This is a genomic window from Psychrobacter sp. PAMC 21119, assembly GCF_000247495.1.
GTDB classification, from domain to species: Bacteria; Pseudomonadota; Gammaproteobacteria; order Pseudomonadales; family Moraxellaceae; genus Psychrobacter; species Psychrobacter glaciei.
The window spans coordinates 91,190-113,305 of the sequence record NZ_AHVZ01000017.1; the positions used below are offsets into that span (position 1 = coordinate 91,190).

Annotated in this window: 19 protein-coding genes; 11 read left to right on the forward strand and 8 right to left on the reverse strand. The window is 44.6% G+C overall.

Annotation, left to right across the window (positions count from 1 at the left end):
* Positions 1 to 10: 10 nt before the first annotated feature.
* Positions 11 to 922, reverse strand: coding sequence for a lysine exporter LysO family protein (locus tag RH96_RS06790; RefSeq protein WP_010198964.1), 912 nt, complete (start codon positions 920 to 922; stop codon positions 11 to 13).
* Positions 923 to 1,193: 271 nt separating this feature from the next.
* On the opposite strand from RH96_RS06790, the gene RH96_RS06795 reads away from it, so the two are divergent.
* Genes RH96_RS06795 through RH96_RS06805 form a run of 3 tightly spaced genes read left to right on the forward strand, consistent with a single transcriptional unit; the run spans position 1,194 to position 6,106 of the window.
* Positions 1,194 to 4,064, forward strand: coding sequence for an alpha/beta fold hydrolase (locus RH96_RS06795; protein ID WP_141629706.1), 2,871 nt, complete (start codon positions 1,194 to 1,196; stop codon positions 4,062 to 4,064).
* Positions 4,065 to 5,270 (forward strand): patatin-like phospholipase family protein, encoded by a 1,206-nt coding sequence (locus RH96_RS06800; RefSeq protein ID WP_010198968.1) that lies wholly within the window; start codon positions 4,065 to 4,067, stop codon positions 5,268 to 5,270.
* 8 nt (positions 5,271 to 5,278) lie between these two features.
* Positions 5,279 to 6,106, forward strand: coding sequence for an SDR family NAD(P)-dependent oxidoreductase (locus tag RH96_RS06805; RefSeq protein ID WP_026037191.1), 828 nt, complete (start codon positions 5,279 to 5,281; stop codon positions 6,104 to 6,106).
* A gap of 235 nt (positions 6,107 to 6,341) precedes the next feature.
* On the opposite strand, the gene RH96_RS14555 is transcribed toward RH96_RS06805, so the two are convergent.
* The 3 genes from RH96_RS14555 to nadA form a co-directional block, all read right to left on the reverse strand.
* Positions 6,342 to 7,235 carry a phosphatidate cytidylyltransferase gene (locus RH96_RS14555; RefSeq protein ID WP_010198972.1) on the reverse strand — a complete coding sequence of 298 codons (894 nt, stop codon included), beginning with the start codon at positions 7,233 to 7,235 and terminating at the stop codon, positions 6,342 to 6,344.
* 78 nt (positions 7,236 to 7,313) lie between these two features.
* Complete coding sequence (nadB, locus tag RH96_RS06815) at positions 7,314 to 9,212, reverse strand: L-aspartate oxidase (RefSeq protein WP_010198973.1); 1,899 nt, start codon at positions 9,210 to 9,212, stop codon at positions 7,314 to 7,316.
* A gap of 1 nt (position 9,213) precedes the next feature.
* Positions 9,214 to 10,353, reverse strand: a complete 1,140-nt coding sequence (gene nadA, locus RH96_RS06820; protein WP_010198976.1) for a quinolinate synthase NadA — start codon at positions 10,351 to 10,353, stop codon at positions 9,214 to 9,216.
* A 325-nt stretch (positions 10,354 to 10,678) separates the two neighbouring features.
* Between nadA and RH96_RS06825 the strand changes: the two genes are divergently transcribed.
* The 3 genes from RH96_RS06825 (at position 10,679) to RH96_RS06835 (ending at position 13,794) form a co-directional block, all read left to right on the forward strand.
* The gene (locus RH96_RS06825; protein ID WP_010198979.1) at positions 10,679 to 11,713 is read left to right on the forward strand and encodes an NUDIX hydrolase; all 1,035 of its coding nucleotides are present in this window, start codon (positions 10,679 to 10,681) and stop codon (positions 11,711 to 11,713) included.
* A gap of 175 nt (positions 11,714 to 11,888) precedes the next feature.
* Positions 11,889 to 12,749: a carboxylating nicotinate-nucleotide diphosphorylase gene (gene nadC, locus RH96_RS06830; RefSeq protein ID WP_010198982.1), complete on the forward strand. Its 861-nt coding sequence runs from the start codon at positions 11,889 to 11,891 to the stop codon at positions 12,747 to 12,749.
* A 403-nt stretch (positions 12,750 to 13,152) separates the two neighbouring features.
* Positions 13,153 to 13,794, forward strand: a complete 642-nt coding sequence (locus RH96_RS06835; protein WP_010198985.1) for a MarC family protein — start codon at positions 13,153 to 13,155, stop codon at positions 13,792 to 13,794.
* 243 nt (positions 13,795 to 14,037) lie between these two features.
* On the opposite strand, the gene RH96_RS06840 is transcribed toward RH96_RS06835, so the two are convergent.
* Complete coding sequence (locus RH96_RS06840) at positions 14,038 to 14,640, reverse strand: LysE/ArgO family amino acid transporter (protein WP_010198988.1); 603 nt, start codon at positions 14,638 to 14,640, stop codon at positions 14,038 to 14,040.
* A 149-nt stretch (positions 14,641 to 14,789) separates the two neighbouring features.
* Here RH96_RS06840 and RH96_RS06845 point away from each other — a divergent pair, with 149 nt between their 5' ends.
* The 3 genes from RH96_RS06845 to RH96_RS06855 all read left to right on the forward strand — a co-directional run bounded on the left by RH96_RS06845 (position 14,790) and on the right by RH96_RS06855 (position 17,091).
* Positions 14,790 to 15,551 carry a hypothetical protein gene (locus RH96_RS06845; RefSeq protein ID WP_010198992.1) on the forward strand — a complete coding sequence of 254 codons (762 nt, stop codon included), beginning with the start codon at positions 14,790 to 14,792 and terminating at the stop codon, positions 15,549 to 15,551.
* Positions 15,552 to 15,750: 199 nt separating this feature from the next.
* The gene (locus tag RH96_RS06850) at positions 15,751 to 16,428 is read left to right on the forward strand and encodes a hypothetical protein (RefSeq protein ID WP_010198994.1); all 678 of its coding nucleotides are present in this window, start codon (positions 15,751 to 15,753) and stop codon (positions 16,426 to 16,428) included.
* A gap of 90 nt (positions 16,429 to 16,518) precedes the next feature.
* A complete protein-coding gene (locus tag RH96_RS06855; protein WP_010198996.1) occupies positions 16,519 to 17,091 on the forward strand; it encodes a hypothetical protein in 573 nt (190 codons plus the stop codon).
* A gap of 108 nt (positions 17,092 to 17,199) precedes the next feature.
* Here the strand turns inward: RH96_RS06855 and rluB are convergent, their stop codons facing one another.
* Complete coding sequence (rluB, locus tag RH96_RS06860) at positions 17,200 to 18,147, reverse strand: 23S rRNA pseudouridine(2605) synthase RluB (RefSeq protein ID WP_010198997.1); 948 nt, start codon at positions 18,145 to 18,147, stop codon at positions 17,200 to 17,202.
* A 415-nt stretch (positions 18,148 to 18,562) separates the two neighbouring features.
* Between rluB and folD the strand changes: the two genes are divergently transcribed.
* A complete protein-coding gene (folD, locus tag RH96_RS06865; RefSeq protein WP_010199000.1) occupies positions 18,563 to 19,450 on the forward strand; it encodes a bifunctional methylenetetrahydrofolate dehydrogenase/methenyltetrahydrofolate cyclohydrolase FolD in 888 nt (295 codons plus the stop codon).
* A gap of 106 nt (positions 19,451 to 19,556) precedes the next feature.
* A complete protein-coding gene (locus RH96_RS06870; RefSeq protein ID WP_010199010.1) occupies positions 19,557 to 20,075 on the forward strand; it encodes a phosphate-starvation-inducible protein PsiE in 519 nt (172 codons plus the stop codon).
* A gap of 65 nt (positions 20,076 to 20,140) precedes the next feature.
* Here RH96_RS06870 and corA read toward each other — a convergent pair whose 3' ends face one another.
* Entirely contained in the window at positions 20,141 to 21,295 is a 1,155-nt protein-coding gene (gene corA / locus RH96_RS06875) for a magnesium/cobalt transporter CorA (protein ID WP_413540223.1), read from the reverse strand.
* Positions 21,296 to 21,432: 137 nt separating this feature from the next.
* Positions 21,433 to 21,822 carry a DUF2237 family protein gene (locus RH96_RS06880; protein ID WP_010199013.1) on the reverse strand — a complete coding sequence of 130 codons (390 nt, stop codon included), beginning with the start codon at positions 21,820 to 21,822 and terminating at the stop codon, positions 21,433 to 21,435.
* Positions 21,823 to 22,116 lie beyond the last annotated feature (294 nt).

Consider the following 22,116-nt stretch of genomic DNA (forward strand, 5'->3'; position numbering starts at 1 on the left):
CAATCCAGCCTTACCCCAACGACGAAAACACTACCATCAACACAGGCGAGACAATATTAATAATAAAGCCAAAGCTAATCGCTAAAGGCACAACTTTTAGACCGCCAGACTGCTGAATAATTGGTAAGGTAAAGTCCAAGCTCGTCGCGCCGCCAAGTCCAACTGCTGCTGAGGGATATTTACGCATAAACACAGGGATAAATATCAGCGCAAAAAACTCACGTACCAAGTCATTGAATAGCGCGACACTGCCCCACACCGCGCCATAAGCATCGGTCATAACGATTGCTGATAGCGAGTACCAGCCAAATCCTGAGGCCAGTGCCAAGCCCTTCGTCCACGATACCTCACTGAACATCAGCGCAAATAATAAGCCACCAACCAATACCGCTAGCGTGAAAATAATGCTCATCTCAACGCCGCGTTTATTCAGCAGCACTTCTTTTAAAGTAATGCCCGAGCCTTTCAATCCAATACCGACCAGCAAAATTAATATCATCAGCATCACCGTCATGGTGTTTTCAGGCGGCATATAATTGTCTGGCAGGAAGTATCCAATCACCATACCAATCACCACACAAATCACTTGTGCCAAGCTACCACGGATGCTGACGCGATGCTCTTTAGATTTTACGCTGGGTTTTTTGGCATGCCATGGGCGCAAATGATCGAACAACATCAGGGAAAATAAGCCCGTACCAATCGTCAGTATCGATAATATAGTCACATACAGCGCAATCTCGCCTATCTGACTGCCAAGCCCTTCCACTTGCGACAGCTCAATACCAATCAGCGCTAAGATGATAAACACCAAATAAGACAAGCCTTTATCCGCAAGCTTGGTCATTTTAGGATTAGAAGGAATGGCAAAACCAATAAACATTGGCATTAATACCAGAACAAGGGTAATCAGGCTTTGCATGGTGGCAGGCTCGTAGCATTTTTGAAGGTGTTTTTGAGAAGGTATTTCTAAGAAGCTGAGGATTGTAGCATATCAAGCGATTAATACTGACATGAGCGACTAAGATTCCTTATGAAAACTGACTGTTTAACCATTAAATGTTGGCTTATAAGGCAAGCGCCTTTGTAGCGAGACGGTAGGATAGGGTTTTATGCATGATAATCCGGCTAACAGCCATACTTAAGTATTTACCTAATCAACTTTTGTTGCTACATTAAAGGACTGAATATATTTGGCTCGCCTTATGTCGCTCTATCAGCTCAAATCTCAGTTTCAAGATCAATTGCGCCCAATTAGCGATGCGTTGGTCGAGCAAAAGGTTACTGCTAACCAAGTGACGGTATCAGCCATCTTATTGAGCCTTGGTACGGCTTATGTGATTGCCAAGCCCGCAACTGAGAAGCAGGAATTATGGCTTTTATTGCCTTCATCATTGTTTGTACGCATGGCGCTCAATGCTATCGATGGCATGATGGCGCGCGAGCACGGGCAAGCATCAAGGCTTGGTGAAGTGCTCAATGAAGTGGGCGATATCGTGGCTGATACGGCGCTTATCGCAAGTCTTGCTCCGCATGTTGCTAATGGTAATTTGCAAGATTCGGCAGTCAATTTACCCAACAATATATCAATCCATCAGCAACGTATTGTCGGTCTAATCGTGCTCAGTATCGGCACCGAGTTACTAGGTGTCACCAGTAATACGATGTTAGACATTAGAGCGAATCAAGGGCCTTTGGGCAAAAGTGATCGCGCTTTTTTACTGGGTATATTTGGCACTTTTATGGCAATTAAAGCGCCGATCGTGCTATCTCATACCAGAGTAGGACAATTATTTATACTGACAGAGGCGCTTCTACTAAAAACTTGTCTCAATCGACTGCGTTATATGGCAGACTTATATTTGATGCGTAAACCACCTGTGCTGCGCTCAAACCGCTTAGACCGTCTTGAGTCAATAGCAGACGCATTGTATCAACCTATTTCATCTATCGATTGCCAAGCGATTATTGGTCAACCTGATACGCTATTTCCTAATACCCTTTCATCGAACTCTCTCTTATTAAATGCTCCTTCATCAAATTTTCCTTCATTAAATGCCTCTTTATCGAACTCTGCTGCTAAAACGTCCCTTTTGGAGTCCCAGACAATGCCCGCTATTTCTAAAAATTCCCAGTCTACCAATGCCAAAGCTGCCCCAAGGCAGATTAGCGATGACCTTCATCTATCATCGTCTGAAGTTGTTAGCGGTGAAAGTTGCTACAACGCGTATGATGGCACGGCAATCTATTATCGCTATTGGTTGACGATGCCTTTACAGGGTATAAAAAAAGCCGGTCAGCAACACACACAACAGCGCCAAGTCATTCTGCTACACCGTGGTCACGAGCATTCAGGACGCTTAGCAGAACTTGGGGAACAATTTGCAAAAGCTGGCTATCAAGTATTTGCTTGGGATGCGCGTGGTAATGGGCGCTCAGGTGGTATCAAGGATCATGCCGAAAGCGTCACCGAGCTAGAGCGCGATTTAGACGGTTTTGTGCAACTGGTTATCGGGCAAACGGGCATTGCTATTGAGGATACATTAATCGTCGCCAGCAGTATCGGCGCAGTACTCGCAGCAGCATGGGTACATGATTACGCACCCAACATTCGCGGAATGATATTGGGTACGCCAGCGTTGAGTATTCGCTTGTACATGCCGTTTGCTATACCGTCGTTAAAGGTGGCTCGCGCGCTTGGACTGATGTCACGCGTGAGCAGCTACGTCAAAGCGCAAGTCTTAACGCATGATAAAGACGCACAGCAAGCTTATAATGCCGATCCGCTGATATCGAATAGCATCTCGACCGACTTGCTCATCGATACGCACGCCACGGGTCAACGCTTGCTCGATGATGCTAGCGCTATTACTGTACCGACGTTTGTATTATGTGCGGGTAAGGATTACGTGGTCGATAAGCGGGCCGAACGCGATTTTTATGAGGCGATTAATACTACCGATAAACGCTGGCAATTATATCCAGATAGCTATCATGCGATCTTTCATGAGACCAATAAGGCAGACGTCTTCGCAGATTGTATCGAGTTCGCTGAGCAGGTATTCAGTAAGGACGTTAAAGCCCCTGATTTAAGCGCTGCTCATCTCAATAGTGCCAGTAAAGATAAGGTTGACCGTTTAGCCATCAAACCCTTTAACCCAAGCTTTGCCATTACTCGATTTGCCATGCAAAAATTTGGTCATGTCAGCGACGCAATTGCCACAGGACTGGAGCATGGATTTGATTCGGGTCATTCGCTCGATCACGTGTATTATAATCAGCCTAGTGGTCAGAATAAATTTGGTCAGGCGGTTGATAAATTTTACTTAAGCAATATTGGTTGGCAAGGGATTCGTATTCGCCGTGAGCATATATTAGAGCTGGCACGTGAAGCTTTAGCAGATATAAAGTCTGGCAAGCAAAACCAAGCTAGTCAAAACCAAGCTAGTCAAAACCAAGCTAAGCAAAACAGCACTGAGTCATTCCAGCCGAAACTACTCGATATCGCTAGTGGCCACGGCTTTTATGCCTTTGATTTATTGACAGAGTTTGAAAACTTAAATGCTGAGCTACGCGATTATGAGCAGCATAATATCCAAGCATTACAGGCAAAGGCGGCGCAGTTAGAGATTGCTGATCGTGTCCTTACTTGTCAAAAAGATGCGTTTGACCCTGCCAGTTATTCTCATGTACAGAAGGGAAGTGACAATGCTAAAGGTCTTGATGATAAAAAGTTCGATATCGCCATTGCCTCTGGCGTGTTTGAATTGTTTTCTGATAATACGCTACCAGCGACGGCATTGGCGGGTATTTATGACAGTTTAAAATCTGATGGTTATCTACTTTATACCAATCAGCCGTGGCATCCTGAGCAAGAATTTATTAGTAAAACCTTAAACAATCATCGCGGTAGTAGTTGGGTGATGCGCTGTCGCTCGCAAGCAGAAATGGATCAATTGGTTGAGAATGCTGGCTTTAAGAAAGTCGCCATGCGCATCGACCGTTTTGGTATCTTTACCGTGTCATTAGCAATTAAAACAGCACCAAATGCTGAAAAGTCATAGATGAATAATAAAAGCGTCAAGCCTTTGAATAGAAAAAGCAGCAAACCTTATGAGCGCGTCCAGCTTTTCTCCGGAGGTGGCTCGCGTTTTGGTTATTATTTGGGCAGTTATGCGGCATTGGTTGCCCATGATTTGACACCAGATATCATCGTCGGCACTTGCGGTGGTAGTCTGTCGGCTTATTTAGTCAATCTAGCGCCTGATCCAAAGGATTTGCAGGATCTCATGTGCAGTCGTGAGTTGTACCGTGCCATCACTGCAATCAGACATGTCGCGCCAGACGAAGCCAATAGGCGACTAAAAATACGTTATATGACTCAGGCGCTTAAACGCTGGCGCTTGTCACGGCAGCTGTCCAACCGCCAAAAACAGCAACAAGCAGATAACTACGAACGACTATTAGATGAGTTGCAGCAGTTGGCAATGTTTCGGATAGATAACGAGGGGCAATGGCTCGATGAATTGTCTCGTTTTTCTCCCAAGCAGAATAATAATTCGTTTAATACCGCCGTGCCAGAGATAGCCATTATCGCTAGCCGACTGTATCAAACGCCTACTGCTGATAATTCTGTTTACGATGAGTTTAAACTACAAGAGTTGTTATTTGCGCCACCGCGTTTGGCAGTATCAGAGTACTTTGAGCAAATGCTTAGCTCACCTGTGCATACGTTTGCCGATAGGCGTATTCATCGGTTAGTAAATGTCGTAAAGCAGTGGGAATTTCATTCAGCGGTTCGGGCATCCATGGCAGATATGTATTATCTACCGCCAACGCCTATAGACGATTTGGGGTGGTGCTTAGGCGGGGTGATTAATCTCACGCCCGTTGAGCTGGCGTGTCAGTTAGGACAGACTGTATTTGCAGAGACCAAGGCAGGTTATGATTCATGGCTGGCGGCACCAGCGATTCAGCGCGTTTTTGGTTTTGACCCCAATGAGCGTTTGGCACAGGTGCATGGTTATCAGCCAATGGAAACGTCATCACTTGTGAAGTCAGAAAGAAATAGCCATCAATTGCATTGGTTATCCTTTGCAGATAATGGCCAACAGTTGGCAGGACAGCATGTACAAAAGCGTTTTAATATCAGACACATGACTGTTGAGCTCATTCACAGTGACTATGACGGTTTTGTGCAGCAAATGCAGGCGCAATGGCAGTATGGCTATCAGCGTACGACTGACTATATACAGCAGCATGGTCTATGAACTCACAAATGAAAAATATTACACAATCTACTTCAGCTCATAAGCCATCGCATCTTATCGTTTTTGGCGGTACGAGTGGACTTGGCTTGGCGTTGGCGCTGCATCATCAGGCGCTTGACTGGCAAGTGAGCGTGGTTGGTTATAGTATGGAGAAGATAGATAATATCAATAGTCAGTATCCTAATATTGTCACTTATTGCTGCGATTTGACTGATAGTGTGCAAACACAAAGTTTGTTAGAGAGCTTGTCAGATATCAGCTTTCAAAGATTGATTTATAGCGCGGGCAGTTACACCAATGAGCGTGTCCATCGTCTCAATCAAGCGGACAGCGATAAAATGCTCGCGATTAATTTGCAAGCATTTGAGCAGGTTTTTAGGTGGGCAAGTGAGCAGTTAAAGCGCCAAAGTTGTTCATCAGATTTCAACGAAAATAACAGACTAAGTTTGATTTGTATCGCGTCTATCGCCGGTACTATGGATTATCCTTATGCCAGTCTTTACGCCAAAAGCAAACGTGCCATGATTGCGACTGCTAGCGCTTATCGAGCAGCACTTGCGCCTTATAATATCCAAGTCAACTGCATCGCTTCAGGCTATATCGATACCCAAGCCTTACGCGATTTGAATGACGGCGATGCTAGCCATAAGCCCTTTATAATGACGACTCAAACAGCAATTGACCATATCATGCAAGCGATTGATGATGATATTGAGCTGGCAATCTTTCCACGCTCCATGCGCTATATCACTCGCGCGCTCAATCATTTACCAAAGCCTTTGCTTATTTGGATATTGCGCAGTAGATTGGATAAATCTACTGGATATACTAAATAAAAGAAATACAACTATTATAACGTGCTACTGGTATCAATTTTTCTTGCTTGCTGTGCTTACGCCGACAGAGGCTGCGAATAATTCATCCCAGTAGCACTGTATCTTTTAAAAGTGGATCGACTATAGTCATTCCACTATAAAAGTATTACAGCGTTAACCTCGCTTGAAGTATCACATATACATCTACACTCGGTTGCCTTGTACTACTTTTAAATTGAATCGACTATATAACAACTTAGCCGAGCAGCCAATAAAACAAGGTAAATAGCGGCACGCCAATCAGCAAACTATCCACTCTATCTAATACGCCGCCATGTCCAGCGAGCATAGTACCCGTGTCTTTTACCCCGTGCTGACGTTTAAAGGCGGATTCTAATAAATCTCCAGCGATACCACTGACCGCTAAGCCATAAGCAGCTAATAAGCAAATCCACCAACTAAAAGGCGTGAGCCAAATGCCCAATAGCGTTGCCAATAGTGCCGCAAGCATACTACCGAAAAGAGCGCCTTCGATACTTTTATTAGGGCTAATGGTGGGAGCAAGACCACGCTTAAACAGCTTGTGACCAAGCAATCGTCCACATAAATACTGGGCAATATCATTAAATTGACTGGCAAATAAAACAAAAAATAAAACGCCATACTGTTCGCGCTGCCAGATTAATTGTTGTAAGGCAATGAGACTGATAATCAGGGTGATAAAAGCAAAACTAAAGACTAGGTCTAACAGGTTTAAACGTGTGTAAGCTTGAGGAGAATGAGGAAGGGTTTGGCTAAAAGGCTGAGTATTCGCTTGTAAACCGCGCGCTTGGAGCTTGTGAATCAGCACAGCTTTGTTGCGCAGACACCATAAGCGTTTGATCTCATAGCTACCACGCAAACCAATTAAGACGAAAAAGGCGATGAGTAGCCACTGGTATGGGTAGGTAGGAGGCTGTGAGGGCTGGCTATTATCAGTTATCTTAGCGATAACATAACACGCGCAAAGCGCCGCTAACATCAGCCACCACGAGCGTGCAATCAGATAAATTTTTGGCAGGTGCTTACGCAAGCGAGGTAGGGCAAGCATGCCCCACGTCAAACTGACGACCATCATAAGTCCGATCACAAACAGCGTATCAGTAGCCATATTTTTAGCATTTTGAGGTCAATAAAAAACGGTAACTTACCGTTTTGTGATGGTTAGAGTGGCAACCTTCAATCGTTGTTAAACGTTAGCAACGGTATGTGCTGATCCAACCTCTGTGCCATCGATTATAGGCTGAACCAACCAATCAATGCCACCCTCTTTATTACCTGTTTTGTCACCTTCTCTCAGCTTCGATAAGGGCGCAATCACACTGGTTCGAGGTGTGGTTGCTAGATGTGGATAGTCTTGACGATAGTGACCACCGCGACTCTCATAACGCTGATAAGCCGACTGAATAATCAATGTCGCTAATTGTAATTGTCGTGCTAATTGAAAGTGTGCCAATTGAAAGTATGCCAATCCATCATAGGGAATGGTATTGCTCTGACTATTTATATCGAGAGAATCAGACTTTAGGCATCCAAGCTGCTGCTGCCAATTTTCTATTTGTAGCAATGCTTGTGCTAATTGCTCAGCGCTGCGGGTGATACCCATATGAGCAGTCATCAAAACTTTTAGTTTGGCGGTTATCCCAGCTATGTCCGCATCTATATTGACGTTATGATGAGTATTGCTTTCATGGTCAGTAGACGGTGGCAGAGTAATGGGCTGAGTATCTTTAAGCGTTGGGGGCGTCCAAATGCCAAGGGCTGATAAATTTGAGTTATCATAAATGGCAACGGTATCTATATTTTCTAATGCTTTTAAATAGCGCGGTAAGTCAGCAGCAATATTACGTCCAACCACCACACATTCCAAAAGTGAATTACTCGCCAAACGATTAGCCCCATGCAAACCTGTATAGGCAACTTCGCCAGCGGCATAGAGACCTGCCACATCGGTCATACCATTGACAGATGTGACTACACCGCCGCAGCTATAATGAGCGGTAGGCGCGACCGGAATTGGGTCAGTAGTCATATCGATGCCAAGCTCTAATAATGTTTGATAAATTTGCGGGAAGTGCTCTCGTAAAAACTGTTCTGGCAGGTGACTGACATCAAGATTCACGTAGCCAAGTCCATTCGTACTAATCTGCTCAGCAATGGCACGAGCGACGATATCGCGTGGTGCTAGTTCTGCACGCTCGTCAATGTCCAACATAAAGCGCGCACCGGTTTGTGGACAGGTCAGACGGCCACCTTCACCGCGTAGGGCTTCCGATATCAAAAAACTACTGTCATCTAATGCCAAACCAGTCGGATGGAATTGAATGAATTCTAAGTTTGCTAAGCGGCAGCCTGCTTGCCATGCCATCATTACGCCATCACCGACACAGACGTTGGGCGCACTGGCACGCTTAAATAACTGACCCAAGCCACCACTAGCCAGTACGACTGCGCGACTATAAAAAGTCAGTTGTTGTTGACTACTATGATCAAAAACTTGCGCCCCTTGGCACTGATTATCACTGCTTGTTAAAAGGCTCAGCGCTTCATAATAAGGCAAAACAGTGATATTGGCAGCAGATTGAGCCTTTATGGTCAAGGCTTCCATAATGTGTCGACCAGTCGCATCATCCGCATGAGCCACACGGCGACAGCCATGACCACCTTCTTTGGTTAAATGTAAGTTAGCAGTCTGTAGTTCAGTGAAAGATTTTGCATTATCATCTTGCTGTATCTGGGTAAAAGGCACACCTTGCTCGCATAACCATTGCACGGCCTGCTGTCCGGCACTTAAAATGCTACTGGTATTGTCGGCTTCGCATAAGCCTGCGCCTGCGATTAGGGTATCAGCGATATGGTCAGCGACAGAGTCATTTTTATCTAGGCTGGCAGCAATACCACCTTGTGCATAATGGCTTGAGCAAACTTCCAAGTCGGCTTTGCTCAATACGGTAATATTCAGCGATGTTGGTAACGCTAGAGCCGTGCTTAGCCCTGCCAATCCTGCACCGATGATAAGGACATCGGTTTGTACCGCTCCATCAAAATTATCAGCATTTAGTGCTTCCGCTGTAGACACCGCATTCATATTAGGCTGCTCCGACATTGGCGAACAGCTCGCGGTCTTTAACGATGTCACCGCTTGCTGCCACTCGCTGTTTTTGTAATTCAGCAAAATCAAGCATACGTTGCAAGGGCTTTTTAGCCGCAACTGCCAGATCAGGCGTCATCAAAACTTCACCGCTCTGATTGGTTAGGCATTGCTCGATACCTTTTAAGCCGTTCATCGCCATCCATGGACAAAAGGCACAGCTCTTACAGCTTGCGCTTTCACCAGCAGTAGGCGCTGCTAAGAAACGCTTATTTGGCGAGCGCTTTTGCATTTCATGCAAGATACCCAAATCGGTGGCGACGATAAAGGTGTCGGCATCCATCTCATAAGTTGATTGCAACAATTTGCTAGTAGAGCCGACCACATCGGCGAGCGCCACCACGCTATCAGGCGATTCAGGATGCACCAATACTTTGGCGTTTGGATGCTCCTCTTTTAATTGCAGCAGTTCGGTCGCTTTAAATTCATTATGTACGAGGCACGAGCCTTGCCAAAGCAGCATATCTGCGTCAGTCTCTTTGGCGATATATTTACCCAAATGGCGATCAGGGCCCCAAATGATTTTTTCACCATTATTATGCAAATGGCGAATGATATCGATGCCAACGGATGACGTCACCACCCAGTCAGCACGGGCTTTGACGGCAGCGCTAGTATTGGCATAAACCACGACGGTACGCTCAGGATGAGCATCACAAAATGCGGAAAACTCGTCAGCAGGGCAGCCCAAATCAAGCGAACACTCGGCTTCTAGGTCTGGCATCAGTACTGTCTTCTCCATACTCAGTATCTTTGCCGACTCGCCCATAAAGCGTACGCCAGCGACCACCAATGTCTGTGCACTGTGTGCTTGCCCAAAGCGTGCCATTTCTAGTGAATCGCCCACGCAGCCACCAGTCGCTAATGCCAAATCCTGAATAAAAGGGTCGACATAATAATGGGCGACCAATACCGCATTATGCTCTTTTAATAGCTTCTTGATGTTTTCTTCAACCACGATGCGTTCAGCGCGCGGCAAGTCTGCTGGCATTTTAGCTTTGGCATATTCGATGTTCATTTGAGTGGCGATGCGATTGTCCGTACTCATGATAGGTGCGTCGTAAGGATAAGTTTTCATAGAGGCAAACCTTTTATACAGTAGCGACAAGCAATATGCCGCTAAAAATAAGTCAATTGAATATTGCTAATGAATAAGATGTTTTAATTATGCTCATTTTGAGCATAAATACAAGTGTTTTTTTATAACTGTCTCAATGAAAGTACTTATTTTTTTAACTCATCAGACCGTAAAGTCGTTGAATAAACCGCAGTTTTAGTTTTGTAGAATTACAACCGCAGGCTATGATAGTCTGGGATTCACGTTATACTCATCTACAGTATCAAAGCCGCATTTTATGAACTTATTATTCAATGACTACATTTAAAGGATTGTCGCCAAAACTATGACTTTGTCTTATTCACATGCGCATCAACAGGGAAGTGGCACCACTGAAGTGGTCGCGGTGCTAGTCGCCATCACTGACCACACAGCCCGTGTATTAACAGTGGATCAAGGCAAGCTGCTGCCCAATGGTCCTTTGATGCCGTTGCATCGCTCTTTGCAAGCAGGCGTGCGTCAATGGGTGGAGGAGCAAACGCAACAGCCGCTTGGTTATCTAGAGCAGTTATATACCTTTGTTGATACCAATAGACGTAATATCGATGGTCATGCGCTGGTTTATGTGAGCTATTTGGGTTTGGTGCAAGAGACACAGATGCAAGAGCTACAAAGCGAGGCACTGTGGCGAGATTGGTATGATTATTTCCCGTGGGAAAATCATTTAGATGGTATGCCTAGTATCATCACAGACTTTATCGTACCTGTACTATTGGAATGGGCAACTACTGCCGAAGACTTGATTGTGCAACAGCGTCGACGCCAACGTATTGGGTTGTGTTGGGGACTGAGTGAAGCGTTTTTAGCAGGTGGCGAACTGACAGATACAGAATTGGTTGGCGACCATGCTCATGAAAGTAGGGAGTGGATCGCAGAGCACGTACTGCTCCGCTATGAGATGCTGTATGAAGGGGGGCTGATACCCGAAGCGCCCAATTATCCGCCAACTTATCAAGCCGTTGTCTTGCCAGATGACTGGTCACAACGTATAGGCGTACCGATGTATTACGATCATCGACGCGTGATTGCGACGGCTATTTCGAGGCTGCGTGCTAAGATTGAATATCGACCGCTTATTTTTGGTTTAATGCCAGATGTTTTTACTTTGTCGCAGTTGCAGCAAAGCGTCGAGGCCTTATCAGGGGTGCGTCTGCATAAGCAGAATTTTCGCCGTTTGCTTGATTCACAAAACTTAGTGATGGAAACCGGAGAGAGTAGTAGCGCTCAGCGCGGTCGACCTGCCAAGCTCTATCGCTTCCGTCACGATATTGAGCTACAAAGCTTGCTAATGGACAGCAAATTGCCCAAACGAAATAAATAGCTGTCAGATTATTCCTACGATATTTCTGTCATATGCTGTGTTTATAAACGTTGACTAGACACATAAAATACCGACCTATCCTTGCGGGAAGGCTAACTTTACGCTATATTTATGCTCATTTTGAGTTTAAATCAATCGAATTTATATTCATAGCATACTTATATAAGGGTTAAAGATGACAGTTGAACGAGAGCCAGCGTTGGATGAAGTATTGCTTAAGCCCTTGGTTGAGGCTGCCCTCACCGAAGACTTGGGTCGACGCGGAGATGTGACTTCGCAAGCCACCATTCCCGCCGATATGCAGGCGCAGCTCCAGATTAAGGCGCGCCAAGCAGGCGTGGTTTGCGGTATGGATTTGGCGCGTCTGTCTTTTGCTTTGGTTGATGCGCAGATAGAGTTTATCGCTCAGGTCATCGATGGTGAGAAGGTTGATGCAGATACAGTATTGGCTATCGTACGCGGTAATGCACGTCATCTATTAACGGCAGAGCGTACGGCACTGAATTTCATGACGCATTTGAGTGGTATTGCGACGGCGACACAGCAGATTGTCGATACTGTGGCGGATTATCCCGCGCAAATTACCTGTACGCGCAAGACCATTCCCGGTTTACGTATCGTGCAAAAATACGCGGTGCGCTGCGGCGGTGGTCGCAATCATCGTTTGGGTTTAGATGATGCAATTTTGATCAAAGACAATCATATTGCTATTGCAGGTGATATTAAAACAGCTATCAAGCAAGCACAAAATTTCGCGGGTCATCTCATTCCGATTGAAGTGGAAGTCGATACGCTAGCGCAATTAGAGCAGGCTTTGGACGCTGGTGTGAGCTTGGTACTATTAGACAACATGGTGCCTGAAATATTGTTGCAGGCGGTAGCCATGTGTAAAGGTCGCGCCAAGACAGAAGCCTCTGGTGGTATTACCCCTGAGACTGTGCAAGCGGTCGCAAAAACGGGTGTTGATTTTATTGCGATGGGTTATTTGACGCATAGTACCACTGCGCTAGATATCGGTCTGGATTTTAGTGCGTAACGTTTGGCTTTATTATAGTCAGTTCAATATAAAAAAGAGACAGTGTGACTGATATAAATTTTTTGTAGCCTCTGTCTGCGTAGGCACAGCAGGCAAGAAAAATTTGTACCAGTCACGCATTATAATGTCGTGTATCTATTTATTTAGTATCGACTATAACGGGGTAACGAGCCGTTTTTATTGGAATACAACTATTTATCCGTTAAAAGTTGCTGAGCGACCCATGGCAGTCAGCTATTGCCGCTAATGCGCTTATATGAGAATGTTAAGCAAAGTTAATGATTTAATTAGCTTATCTGCCTATGCTACAATGTCACTGCTAACCGCCTATTGGTCATCGTTGCACTCGCACGATGGCCTTATCTTTTTGCCCAAGTTTTACCGATAGATAAGCGAGCGCTCAGTGGATACTGAAATTATTAAAATCATCTTGGCCTTTGTGGTTTTGATTAATCCTTTTGCAGCTTTGACGCTGTTCTTGGACTTGACGCGCGGCTACTCGATGATTGATCGACGTAAAGTAGCACGTATTGCCTGCTTGACTATTTTTATCACCATCAGCTTTTTTACTGTAGCAGGCGAGGTGCTTTTGAAGGCACTTGGTATCTCTATTGGCTCATTCCAGCTGGCAGGCGGTATATTGGTGTTTTTGATTGCCTTGAACATGATGAATGGCGATGGTAACCCAGCTAAGCCTGATCAAGAAAATTTCGATGTTGAATACGATAAGCATGCACTACCAAGTACCGCCTCAGCAGTAGTACCACTGGCTATTCCTATGATGATTGGGCCGGGTGGTATCTCTACGGTTATTATTTATTCTTCTCAAGTTTCAGGCATGTTGCGTGTTTCTGCGGTTATCGTTGCAGGCTTTTTAATCAGTCTTTTTTGCTATTTGGCATTGATGGCAGCAGGTCGTATTAGCCGTTTATTGGGTGATACTGGGCTTAATATCATGAGCCGAATCATGGGTATGTTATTGGCTGCGGTTTCTATTGAAATTATCGTCAATGGATTGCGTACGTTATTTCCTAACTTAATATAGGGCTTGTCCAACAGACCCTAATAGCCTTTCTGAACATAGTTTTTGTGGAGCCTAAAAAAACCCAAACACGTTTATAGAATGTGTGTGGGTTTTTTGATTTTGACTGTACATTTATATGAGTTTGACTGTAGTCGGTTCAATTTAAAAGTGGTACAAGGCAATCAAGTGTAGATGTGTATTTAATACCTCAAGCGAGGTTAACGCTGTAACGCTTTTATAGTGGATTGACTATATAGCTGTTTTCTAACTTTGGTATAGATGCCAAGCCAAATAAAACATCAATATACCTACCAAGGCATCAAGTATATTCCACGCTTTTGGCTTGGCAAACAGAGGTCTGAGCAATCGTGCTCCATAGCCTAGCGCAAAGAAGAAAAAGAATGAGGCACTGACAGCCCCAACTGCAAAGGCTAGCTTGCTACTAGCTCCAGTTGAAACCATGCCAACGAGCACCAAGGTATCTAGATAGACGTGTGGATTGAGCCAAGTAAAGCCAAAGCAGAGCAATAGTGCCTTTTTTAAACTGGTCACAACTTGTCCGTCGACAGTCAGCGCATGGGATAGGCGTACACTGGCATACAAGCTTTGAATGCCATAGCCCAGCAAAAATATGACGCCTGCAATTTTGGCAATGTTGACGACTTGCGGATACTGAGCAGTCACCGCGCCAAAGCCCGCGACGCCTGCGGAGATTAAAAACGCATCGCTGACCGCACAGAAGAGACAGATGAAAAAGATGTGCTCGCGTTTGAGTCCTTGTTTAAGCACAAAGGCATTCTGTGAACCAATCGCGATAATGAGCGATAATCCCAGCAAAAAACCAGAAATATAATCGGGTGTATTCATAACCATTTACTCAATGTTAAAGACCAAAACGTTGACGTTTGCTTACTGGCAGCGTGATAAAAAACTGTTAAGATAAGGGATTGAGTGGTCGAATGCAATCAGTAAATAGGCGAGGGGCAGAGTAGAACATGGTCGTAAGTTTGACAAGAATGTTACAGTCATTTGGGCAAGCTCAAGATGATTTGCCAACGCGAGCTGCCAAACATGTTCAGCAAGGCGCTATCGCTCCTAATGCAGAAGATGATGCCAGCCCTGCTGATAATATTATTCACAATGAAGACAGTGCTGGTGATGAAAACGCCATTAGTGAACGCCTGCCATTGACTCCTCCTGAGCGTGCCGATCGTATTCGTGATGCATTAGCACAAGTGAGTGACATTCGAACACCGACGCCCTTGACCGATCGCTATTTGTCCAATCGTGCGGCAATGCGCCCGACCAACAGACCGCCTTTCGACCCTGATACCCTATGGTATCTCAAACATGGACGCTGTCCGATTATGACTGAGCTTATTGATGTGGTTGATGAGGCCACCCTAAATGCTATGCCTATAGAAGCTGTTGCGATACTAGATCGAATTAACGGCAAACTCAAGCGTTACCGTGAGTGGAGCAGTGAGCTCAACGAGCAGCAACAGCAGCAACATAACGAGCGCCAGTTTGTCATCGACAAGCTGGTGTCAGAGAGCATTCCAGAAGCGCTACATCATTATGAGCAATTGCAACGTTTTAGTCCGCATCGCACCAAAAACACGATGATGCAGGGAAAGATGACCGCAGGCGACATGCTGACTGATTTGTTTTTAGAAGTTGATTATGAGCTTGATGAGTTATTGGACGAGTTGCATCAAACGGTTATGAATCGTCTTGCCTCAACGCACCGTTATGTCAAAAGCCGTACGAAAAGCTAATGGCTGTTAATTATCATCATCAAATTAACATAAGGCAGTGCTGTGATTGAATTGAGGACACGGCTTGAGCACAAGCGACGCAATGCATAACAATATAGGGCTTTAATAAAGCCTTATTTTTTTGTTTAATCTTATAGAGTTAAGCGTTTTAATATTATCTATAACAATAATAACTACGATGAATAATGAGGACAATCCCATGACCCAAGTAACGGCGATGTTAGTGATGTTTGTTTTATACGGGATGCTACCAGCAGCTGGGTTATATCTAGGATATCGTGGTATCAAAAAAGTGACCGCGCCCAAAATGCTTGAATATAAAGCAATGCCGCAGTTAGGTTATATTCCTGAAAAAAGCTTACCCGTCGAAGTCAAAACAGCCCTTGACCAAATTAATCAGAAAGGTGAAAAGCTACGTGTCATTTATGGCGATACCAATAATGATGGCAAGATAGATGATAAAGATACAGTCAACGAAACCTATATTATGATTCAAAACTTGATGGACAGACACATTCCGCTAGCCGTGGCTGACTATCGTCGTCTGCATGACCTAGATATGGGGGGTGGTGCGCTTGCTGATACTACTAAGATTAAGCATTCTAATGTCACCGGAAAAGAGGCGTTGCTAGATGTACTGAGTACCATTAATACTCAGTTTGATGATTTGCTCAATGCCTCATATCACCAAGATGGACAAAAATTGCTCGCAACCAATCGCTATTTGCAACAGCGTTTTGATAATCCAATAGCCAGTACTCAAATTGAGCACTCTAGCAGTCAAGAGATAGGCAATCGCGACAGTGGTGATGCTACCAGCAGTGCGATAGAAAACCCGAGCAATAAAGCTCCTAAAGCTGAAGACATTAAGTTATAAAATATCAAACGATCGATAAAGAACGATCAATGCCAAACCGTCAGCCAGATGATTGAGCGACAAAAAGTAAGTAACAAAGAGTAAATATATATGAGCATACTGATCGGTATTGGGGTTGTAACGACCGTCACGGTCGTTTATTTGGGTAAAAAAGGCTGGCAAGCTTTGCATAAAGCCGTTGGGATTACGCCAGGTGTGCTCATTTATCGGGATTATGATGCGCCGCTATCACTATCTACGTTGTCACTATCTACTATAAAGTGGCAACAGCTTGATCTAAACAACAAGCATCTTCAAAGCTTATCAGAACAACACTTGCGCCAATTAAAACGTATCGATGAAAAAGTAAATCACTATCAACGCTATCAAAAGGCCCTACAAGCGCAACATAAAATGCCCGAACTCACAGAAGCGCAGTTTGTGTTGCATAAAATGCTGCATACGCGTTTGCCCGAAATGCTTGCCAGTCATTACCACCTAGCGAATGTGAATATAAATGCTCACAATGTGAGTAATGACAAGAAAGCAGAAGCGAGTGCGTTATTACAGAGTGTTTTAAATAATATTGAGCAGCGTTTAGATAATCTGTTAGCGCAAATGGACACGCAGCAGTTGCAAGATTTGCGAGTCATGAAAAACTATATTAATAGTCATGATAGCTAAATATTGGGTTAGTAAAATTATTATAAAAAACCCATAAAAAAGCTGCCCATAAATATTCATTATGGGCAGCTTTTTTATGGTCTAATTTAAATCTATTGCAGGTTTAAATTAACGCTTGTCGTTGCGGTCACGGGTATTGCGTGTACCACGACTGGCAGGGCTAGCGCTGCTTTTAGGCTTCGCGCTGCTGTTGCGATTGTCGCTACCACTGCGGCTATCGCTACGACTATCAGTAGTACGACGTGCTTTAAGTGGTTTGTTTCTGATACGCTCTTGCTTCTCTTTCGCCGCGCCATGTAGACCCGTACCATAACGTGGACGTAAGCTCACTAGGTCTGTTAAGGTATTGATGTCTTTTCTGTCAAGCTCTAAGAAACGACCGGTACGCAACTCTTTTGGTAGGGCAATCGTGCCATAGCGCGTACGCAGTAGACGACTCACTTTTAGGCCTTGCGACTCAAATAAGCGACGTACTTCGCGGTTACGACCTTCTTTTAGCTGGACGTGATACCATTTATTGACGCCTTCACCGCCGCCTTCTTTGATATCTTCAAACTTTGCCGTACCATCTTCTAACATCACGCCAGCTGTTAACGCACGCGCGATATCAGACGTCACTTCACCCAATACACGTACTGCGTATTCACGAGTGACTTCACCAGAGGGGTGCATCAAGCGATGCGCCATTTCACCATCATTGGTAAACAATAACAGGCCTGTTGAGTTAATATCCAAGCGTCCGACCATGACCCAGCGGTCATGGGTCAGCTTCGGCAGACGTTCAAAAACCGTTGGACGACCTTCTGGATCATTGGCAGAGCACACTTCACCTTCAGGTTTATAGTAAGCCAATACGCGGCGACGCTTCTCATTCTCAGCAGTATATTTAATCTGACGACCATCAACACGAATCTCATCGCCTGGTTCGACGCGATCACCGATGGTTGCTGGGCCGTTATTGACTGTTACGCGTCCAGATTTAATAACTTCTTCCATTTGACGACGTGAGCCAAGCCCCATGCGGGCGAGGGCTTTCTGTAATTTTTCATCTTTCATAATCATGTCCTTGAGTCGGTGGGTTTACATTTCTCAATGTAAAAAAATTAGACTGACTATTCTACGCTATTTGCGATGGCTATACAGCCCCTAGTCGTTATTAATTATAATAGCTTCTAAATCGTGACGCTTGTTAGTGATGAATGCTTCAAGTGTATTATCAGCAAGGCTATCCATTTGGGCATGCGTTAGGCGGCGATGCTGAGAGTATTGCGGCTGGTGGTTGATTGTGGCTAAATGAGCGTATGACTGTCGACTGAATTGAGGACATGCCCCAATACAGGCTAGGATTTTTAGACGTAGGCAGGTACAATATCAGTATAAATCACACCTTGATTAAGGATAAGACAGGCATGCAAAGTATTTGCGCGCGCTGTCTTTATTTTTTTATATCGTACCCTCTATTGGAGTTCCTATGTCTATCGCGTCTACTGCCCAAGAGTCCGCCACCGTTTTAGATGGCAAAGTACTTGCCAAACAAATAGAACAGCAATTACGCGTACGCGTGGATACGATCAAGGATAAGACGGGACGCATCCCAAGCCTTGCGACGATATTGGTCGGTGATGATCCAGCTTCTGCCACTTATGTCCGTATGAAAGGTAATGCCTGTAAGCGTGTTGGTATGGATTCTATACGTGTTGAGATGCCGAGTATTACAACCACTGAGCAGCTCTTGGCTAAGATAGATGAGCTCAATAATAATCCTGACGTCCACGGCATCTTGCTACAGCATCCAGTTCCTGAGCATATCGATGAGCGTGCTTGCTTTGAGCAGATCGACTTGGCAAAAGACGTCGATGGCGTGACTTGTCTTGGTTTTGGTCGGATGGCGATGCAGCAGTCCGCTTATGGCTCGTGCACACCGCAGGGCATCATGCATTTATTAGAGCATCATGGTATCGAGCTGGCAGGTTTGGAGGCCGTGGTTGTAGGGCGTAGTGCTATCTTAGGTAAGCCAATGGCGATGATGCTATTAAATGCCAACTGTACTGTGACTATCTGCCATTCAAGAACCCAGGACTTAGCAGCACATATCAAACGTGCAGATATCGTTGTTGGTGCTGTAGGTGTGCCTGAATTGATTAAAGCAGAGTGGATCAAAGCTGGCGCAGTAGTTATTGATGCAGGCTTCCATCCAACAGCTGATGGCGGTGTCGGTGATATTGAAATGCAAGGTGTGGAAAATATTGCCAGTGCGTATACGCCAGTGCCAGGCGGCGTTGGCCCAATGACCATCAATACGCTGATTCGCCAAACGGTCGATGCAGCTGAAAAATCAGCCGGATTGAATGTTGGCTAAAAAGATAGTCATACGAATACTGATTGCCGATAGATAAGGGGTCTGAGTCTCCACAGTACAAAGACTCAGGCTAAATCAACCACATCTCAGTTGATAGGACTTAAACATGGCTAAAAAAAACGTAGGTATTCACGAGCGACTGCAAGGTATTGGTAGAGAGTTTGTCGATATCTGTCATTACGTTATTTTATTTTTAATCAGTGTGGTTGTCGTTTGGACCGCCGGTAAAGAGTTCGTTGGTATTATTCAAAAAGGCTCAGCAGATCTAAAAGATATCTTGATGTTATTTATCTATCTTGAGCTGCTCGCTATGATAGGTATTTATTTTAAAACCCATCGTCTGCCAGTACAGTTTTTGATATTTATTGCTATCACCGCTTTATCACGACATTTGGTCGTCGATGTACAGGCCGTCTCAGACTACTTTCATTTGTGGCTACTAGCGACGATTTCTGTCGCCATCATGCTATTGAGTGGCTCTATCGTGGTACTAACGTGGACGGCAAAAACATTCGGTCGTCCAGAGGACAATCTCGATAAACAGCATGCCAATCTAACGGTTAAAGCACTATTGCCTGATAATGCCCAAGCGCCTGATAGTCATACCAAGCACCGCCGTGAATAATTAGATAGCAATATAAAAAAAGAGCGACCAGTGGTTGCTCTTTTTTTTACGGATGGCGTTTGGCATTACAGCCATTTCAATCTTTTGAAATTGTAGTACAAGTAGCTACACAAAGCGATAATAACAGTCATGATAACAAGGTACGAGTACTTCCAATGCAGCTCGGGCATAAAGTCAAAGTTCATCCCATAAATACCAGCGATCGCTGTGGGTACGGCTAAGATACCTGCCCATGCCGCAAGCTTACGTACGACTTCGTTCTGCCCCATATTGACCATGGCCATATAGGTATTCATCACCACACTGAGCATTTCATTGAGACCATTGATGGCATCTAGCGAGTGTAAAAGGTGATCGTTGACATCGCGAAAGTAAGGTTTTGCCGCTTGAGAAAACCCTGAGACCAGCTCACTTTTTTTGTGATTAATAAAAAAGCTACAGATGTCTTGCACGGGCAAAATAATGGCGCGCATATGTACTAGCTGAGATTTGAGCTCGTAAAGATTTTTTAGAGTGCCTTTGTCAAACTCATAGGTAAAGACATAGCGCTCTTGTTCGCGCAAATATCGACCCAACCGATCGGTAATCGGCATATAGTTATCCACGATAAAATCGAGTATGGCATGCAGTACAAATATCGGGCCCATACGCAGCTTTTCAGGGCGACGGTGACAATGCTCGCGGACAGGCGCGTAGGAGTTTGACGGACCATTACGGATGGTAATCAGGTAGTTTTTACCCATGAATATCGCGGTGGTGCCATAACGAATGACATTGTCCTCTAACTTCGCCGTACGCAGTACCACAAACACCATGTCATTGTCGTAGTTTTCAACTTTGGCACGTTGATGATCGGCAAAAGCATCTTCAATCGCCAATTCATGTAGACCAAAGGCTTCTTTTACTTTGACCATGGTCTCTAGACTGGGATCGTAGAGACCGAGCCAAATAAACTGACCATTATTGTTTAGCGCCCGACTGACATCATTGAGCGCTACTGTATCGAGATTTTCCCCAGTTTTACGGGAGTAGGCATAGCAGCTGACCACTTCATCTCCACTTGAGGAGTCAATATCCTCATAGCGTTCAGAGTCGGGATCGTAGACTGTCATGGTCTCAATGGTGTCCTCAGTCGTGGCAGCAGCATCACCATAGATATAGCTATCATCATCGTCTAGATAGAGATGCTTGTCATTCATACTGGCATAGATATGATCCATATTGGAGTCAGGTGCAATATGAGCCGTTTTTTTAATCAATTGATTATTATCATTTTCCATATACTTTCCTGTCATATAATAAAAAACTTCAATAATCCAAATTTGTCGTAAACGCTGCTATCGTTTGCTCACCTTAGCTATAGGGCATAGCTTTTTAGGGTTTCAATATCGACTAAGCTTAATAAGCTTTCGTGACAAGCTTCTAGCTTTATTTGTGGGGCGATATCGAAATCTAACGCTTCGACCCAGCGCAGCGCACAGATACACCAGTAATCACCAGGCTGTAAACCAGCAAAATTGTACTCAGGTAGCGGAGTGATAAGATCGTTGCCACGGCTGGCTGAAAAGTTTAAAAACTCACTGGTCATCTTGGCACAAACGGTATGTTGACCGACATCGTGATTGCCAGTGTGACAAAAGCCATTGCGATAAAAGCCGGTAATAGGATCAAAGCAACAGCTGGCAAGGGCAGTGCCTAAGACGTTGCTTTGGTTAATGGCTGGGTTTGGGTGGTAATCAGATGACATAAGGCTTCCGAGATAAAAATATAGGGTAGTGTACCATGAGTCTGAGTCGAAAACGTGGTTCTAACCATACTGATGACAGTCTTCATTATACCAAGGCGATATTAATATTTTTAGTTGAACCACAACGTATCTAACACGATTATAATCGCCGTGTCTTTGACAGTAATGACCAGCAATTAGATAGTGATTGTGGCGAATTGTCACTAGGCGAACCTTAACTGCTATGCTAAACTAAAGCATTAAAGTGCCTTGGTGATTTATTAAGGTTTACTAGCGCATAAAGATACTCGTCTT

Coding starts and splice junctions, on each gene's coding strand:
- RH96_RS06800 (WP_010198968.1), top strand. CDS start 4,065: ATGAATAATAAAAGCGTCAAGCCTTTGAATAGAAAAAGCAGCAAACCT.
- RH96_RS06845 (WP_010198992.1), top strand. CDS start 14,790: ATGTTACAGTCATTTGGGCAAGCTCAAGATGATTTGCCAACGCGAGCT.
- nadA (WP_010198976.1), bottom strand. CDS start 10,353: ATGAAAACTTATCCTTACGACGCACCTATCATGAGTACGGACAATCGC.
- RH96_RS06825 (WP_010198979.1), top strand. CDS start 10,679: ATGACTTTGTCTTATTCACATGCGCATCAACAGGGAAGTGGCACCACT.
- folD (WP_010199000.1), top strand. CDS start 18,563: ATGTCTATCGCGTCTACTGCCCAAGAGTCCGCCACCGTTTTAGATGGC.
- nadC (WP_010198982.1), top strand. CDS start 11,889: ATGACAGTTGAACGAGAGCCAGCGTTGGATGAAGTATTGCTTAAGCCC.
- corA (WP_413540223.1), bottom strand. CDS start 21,295: ATGGATCATATCTATGCCAGTATGAATGACAAGCATCTCTATCTAGAC.
- RH96_RS06840 (WP_010198988.1), bottom strand. CDS start 14,640: ATGAATACACCCGATTATATTTCTGGTTTTTTGCTGGGATTATCGCTC.
- RH96_RS06850 (WP_010198994.1), top strand. CDS start 15,751: ATGACCCAAGTAACGGCGATGTTAGTGATGTTTGTTTTATACGGGATG.
- RH96_RS14555 (WP_010198972.1), bottom strand. CDS start 7,235: ATGGCTACTGATACGCTGTTTGTGATCGGACTTATGATGGTCGTCAGT.
- RH96_RS06855 (WP_010198996.1), top strand. CDS start 16,519: ATGAGCATACTGATCGGTATTGGGGTTGTAACGACCGTCACGGTCGTT.
- RH96_RS06870 (WP_010199010.1), top strand. CDS start 19,557: ATGGCTAAAAAAAACGTAGGTATTCACGAGCGACTGCAAGGTATTGGT.
- RH96_RS06805 (WP_026037191.1), top strand. CDS start 5,279: ATGAAAAATATTACACAATCTACTTCAGCTCATAAGCCATCGCATCTT.
- rluB (WP_010198997.1), bottom strand. CDS start 18,147: ATGAAAGATGAAAAATTACAGAAAGCCCTCGCCCGCATGGGGCTTGGC.
- nadB (WP_010198973.1), bottom strand. CDS start 9,212: ATGAATGCGGTGTCTACAGCGGAAGCACTAAATGCTGATAATTTTGAT.
- RH96_RS06880 (WP_010199013.1), bottom strand. CDS start 21,822: ATGTCATCTGATTACCACCCAAACCCAGCCATTAACCAAAGCAACGTC.
- RH96_RS06790 (WP_010198964.1), bottom strand. CDS start 922: ATGCAAAGCCTGATTACCCTTGTTCTGGTATTAATGCCAATGTTTATT.